Here is a 4,000-nt window from a genome sequence, read left to right as displayed (position 1 = left end):
TCCGGTGACCGGGCCCCGGACCCGCCGCGCCCGCATCGACCGAGGCCACAGGTCGGGCAGCACCCGCAGCAGCGCCCGCGCGGTGCCGAGCACCGTGACCGTGTCGGCGGTCGGCTTCGCCAGGGTGCGCGAGCGCGTCGCCCGACACGTCAGATCGTCGGGAGAATCATCTGCGTGCGGTCGGGGACGGGGGAGCGCTGCCGCCCTGCGGAGCCTCGGTGGACATCAGGTCCCGGATCGCCTTCTGATCGGCGGCCGAGGGCAGGCCCCAGTCCGGCTGGTACCCGTACACCTCGCGTAGCGGGGTGGAACTGGTGCGGCCGCCGAGGATCTCGACGGAGTCGGCGTCGATGAGTCCGGGGTGTTCCACCCCGCAGGCCTCGGCCACCTTCATCAGATCCCGTCGCAGGGTCTTGACGTAGTGCGCGGCACGCTTGGCCTTCGACGTCGGGTCCAGGCCCCGGGCCAGCCAGGCGTTCTGGGTGGCCACCCCGGTCGGGCAGCTGTCGTCGTGGCACTTCTGCGCCTGGATGCAGCCGATGGCCAGCATCGCCTCGCGGCCGACGGCGAGCATGTCGCAGCCGAGCGCGAACGCGACCACCGCGTTGTCCGGCAGGCCGAGCTTGCCGGCACCGACGAAGACCACCTGCTCGTGCAGGTCGCGCTCGGCGAAGATCGGATAGACCCGGGCGAAGCCCTGCTGGAACGGCAGTGACACGGAGTCGGTGAAGATCATCGGTGCGGCGCCGGTGCCGCCCTCGCCGCCGTCGACGCTGACGAAGTCGACGCCCCGGTCGGTGTCCCGCATCAGGTCGGCCAGCTCGGTCCAGAAGCTCAGGTCGCCGACGGCGGACTTGATGCCGACCGGCAGGCCGGTCTCGGCGGCCAGCAACTCCACCCAGTCGAGCAGGCTGTCGCAGTCGGAGAACTCGGCGTGTCGGGACGGGCTCACGCAGTCCCGGCCGACCTGGATGCCCCGGGTCTCGGCGATCTCCGCGGAGACCTTCGCCGCCGGCAGCAGCCCGCCGAGGCTCGGCTTGGCACCCTGACTGAGCTTGATCTCCAACGCCCGGACCGGGTTGGCGGCCACCACGTCCTTGAGCCGGGCCAGGTCGAACCGGCCCCGGTCGTCGCGGCACCCGAAGTACGCCGTGCCGATCTGGAAGATCAGCTCACCGCCGTTGCGGTGGTACGGCGACACCCCGCCCTCGCCGGTGTTGTGCAGGCAGCCGGAGAGCGCCGCACCCCGGTTCAGCGCCTCGACCGCCCGCCCGGACAACGAACCGAAGCTCATCCCCGAGATGCTCACCACCGACTCGGGCCGGAAGGCGCGGGCCCGGCCCCGGGCCGCGCCGAGCACCTTGGCGACGGGCAGCCGGACGTCGTGGCCCATGGTCGGGACCGACGGCGGTACTGGCCGACCGAAGGTGCGGTGCTTGATGATCGGATAACCGGCGGTGTACTCGATGTCGTTGTCGGTGCCGAACCCGAAGTAGTTGTTCTCCTGCTTCGCCGAGGCGTACACCCAGCGGCGCTGGTCGCGGGTGAACGGGCGTTCCTCGTTGTTGCCGGCGACGATGTACTGCCGCAGCTCCGGCCCGATCGACTCCAGCAGGTAGCGAGCCCGGCCGAGCACCGGGAAGTTGCGGCGCAGCGCGTGTTCGCGTTGAAGCAGGTCGCGTGCGGCGAGCGCGGCGAGTGCGGCGACGGCGGCGGGTACGGCGTGGCGGGCCCATCTCATCCCGCCACACTTTCCGACTCCGGGCCAGGTCAAACGTCCCGGCGACGCGGCTCAGGCCCGGACCAGCGACTGCCGCACCACCCCGCCGACGATCGCGCACCAGGTGCCGCTGTCGACCGTGCCGGTGCGGGGCAGCCGGTGTAGCGCCTGCAGGTCGCGTACCGCCCGTCGGGTCGGCTCGTCGAGCACCCCCGTCGGCGCCACGTCGGCGTACCCCTTGCCGGCGAGCAGGTCCTGCGCGGCGGTGACCGGCAGGCCGGCGCTGCCCCGGCCCAGGTCCGGGGCGAGGGTCTCCCAGGTGGCGGCCGTCAGCGTGGCGTCGACGTCGACCGGAAGCCCCTGGCGGGCCTGCCAGTCCTGCACCGCCGCGACGGTGGCCGCGTCGAAGGTGCCGGTCGGCTCGACGGGGTAGCCGTGGTGGGCGAGCAGGTACTGCGCCACGCGGACGGTGGGGGCGTTGACGAAGCGCCACACGTCCGGCCAGCGGCGGGCCGGCACGTCGCGGGGCGGTGTGCCCAGGGCCCGGAAGACCCGGTGCCGCAGCGTCGGGAACTCTCGATAGAAGGCCGCCCCGGGACACTGGGTGGTGCGGAAGTCCCAGTGCCCGAAGATGTCGGAGGCGTGCAGGCCGTACCGCCGGCAGACGGCCACGCAGAGCCGCACCAGCGAGTCCAGCAGCGCGTCCGGCGGGGTCTGGTCGACGTACGTGCCCTCGTTCTCGATGCCGATGGCCCGCCCGTTCTCCCCGGGGCAGTGCGCGGCGATCATCTGCCGCTCACCGGCCTGTAGCCGGTCCAGACTGCCGTGCCGGCCCTCGAGGACGTAACCGCCCCGGCTGATCGTGAAGTGTTGGCCGGTGTCCGACCAGCCGTTGCCGTCGACGTGCAGGTCCTGACACTCCCGGGCGAGCGCGACCGCCCGCTCCCGAGAGTGGTCGGTGACGTTGGGGAAGGCCATGTGGTGCACGATGATCTTGTTGGTGGCTGTCCCGCTGGCCGACAGCGGGCCGGTCGGCGGGCGGGCGCCCCACTCGTCGCAGTCGATGATCCAGTCCAGGTCGTCGGCGGCTTCGGCCGGTGCGGGGTGGGCGAGACCGGTCCCGACGACGACGGCGGTGGCGGCGCCGAGGCCCGCGCGCAGCATCGTCCGGCGGTCCCACTGGGTGTGCTCGGCAGGCATGGCCTCTCCTCCGGAACGGCGCGTTCGTGAAAACCAGCTCCACGGATGACTCTAAGAGTGGAGGATATTGCCGGACCGTTCCCGGCGCCAGAGGTCGACGGATGTCGACGTCCGACTCCGCCGTGCCGGGTGCGCCGCAGGTCTTGACCCGAGGTGCTATCTCTGACGTCGTGTCCGAGACCGACCATCGTCCGTCGACCGCCGAGCCCCCGGCGGCCACGTCGTCGATCGGACGAGCCGCAGGGCGGCCACCCGGGGTGACGAAGGCACCTGTCGGGCGGATGGTCCCGCCGCCGTCCACGGCCACAATGAGCAGCGTGCCCACCCTCACGCTGGGCGGAGCGCGGGGAGCGGCGACATGATCGGATGGCAGGTTCCCGGATACACCCTGGTCCGGCGGCTCGGTGCCGGCGCGTCCGGCACCGTCGACCTCGCCGTGCACGACGCCACCGGCACGCCCGTCGCGATCAAGTACCTGACCGGTCAGCTCCACGACGAGCTGTTCCGGTACGCCTTCCGGGACGAGGCCCGACTCCTGGCCGAGATCGACGACCCGTACGTCTGCCGCCTCTACGAGTACGTCGAGGCGCCCGACGGCGCGGCCATCGTGATGGAGCTGGTGAACGGCGTCTCGCTGCGCCAGATGCTGCGCGCGCAGGGGCCCACCACACCCGAGTCCGCCCTCTGTGTCCTCAAGGGATCACTCGCCGGGCTGGCCGCCGCGCACACCCACGGGGTGGTGCACCGCGACTACAAGCCGGAGAACGTCCTGGTCACCGCCGAGGGCACCAGCAAGTTGGCGGACTTCGGCATCGCCATGCCGGTCGGTGCCGACGCCGGTGCCAGCGTCACCGGCACACCCCGCTACATGGCCCCCGAGCAGTGGACCGGTGCCCCCGCCGAACCGGCGTGCGACATCTACGCGGCCACCGCCACCTTCTTCGAGTGCCTGACCGGCCGCCCCCCGTACGACGGGGGCGACCTGGCCACCCTGCGCCGCCAGCACGCGCGTGCGCCGATCCCCACCGACCCGGCCCCGCGACCGGTGCACGGGTTGCTGCGGCACGGCATGGCCAAGCG

The 4,000-nt window shown here is 72.4% G+C and carries 3 protein-coding genes; 1 reads left to right on the top strand and 2 read right to left on the bottom strand.

Annotation, left to right across the window (positions count from 1 at the left end; all coding sequences use genetic code 11):
• Positions 1-166 precede the first annotated feature (166 nt).
• Entirely contained in the window at positions 167-1,741 is a 1,575-nt protein-coding gene (locus tag EYA84_RS28090) for an FMN-binding glutamate synthase family protein (RefSeq protein ID WP_131056908.1), read from the bottom strand.
• Between the two features lie 51 nt (positions 1,742-1,792).
• Positions 1,793-2,920, bottom strand: coding sequence for an N-acetylmuramoyl-L-alanine amidase (locus tag EYA84_RS28085; RefSeq protein ID WP_131056906.1), 1,128 nt, complete (start codon positions 2,918-2,920; stop codon positions 1,793-1,795).
• 358 nt (positions 2,921-3,278) lie between these two features.
• Between EYA84_RS28085 and EYA84_RS28080 the strand changes: the two genes are divergently transcribed.
• Positions 3,279-4,000: serine/threonine-protein kinase (locus EYA84_RS28080; RefSeq protein WP_131056905.1), on the top strand; the 722-nt coding region annotated here is incomplete at its 3' end.

Origin of the sequence: Verrucosispora sp. SN26_14.1, from assembly GCF_004307965.1 — a bacterium.
Classification (GTDB): Bacteria; Actinomycetota; Actinomycetes; order Mycobacteriales; family Micromonosporaceae; genus Micromonospora.
This window is presented reverse-complemented; position numbering and strand designations above follow the sequence as displayed.

What these genes read in the sequence shown, in the direction of transcription:
- EYA84_RS28090 (WP_131056908.1), bottom strand. Translation starts at nt 1,741, where the DNA reads ATGAGATGGGCCCGCCACGCCGTACCCGCCGCCGTCGCCGCACTCGCC.
- EYA84_RS28085 (WP_131056906.1), bottom strand. Translation starts at nt 2,920, where the DNA reads ATGCCTGCCGAGCACACCCAGTGGGACCGCCGGACGATGCTGCGCGCG.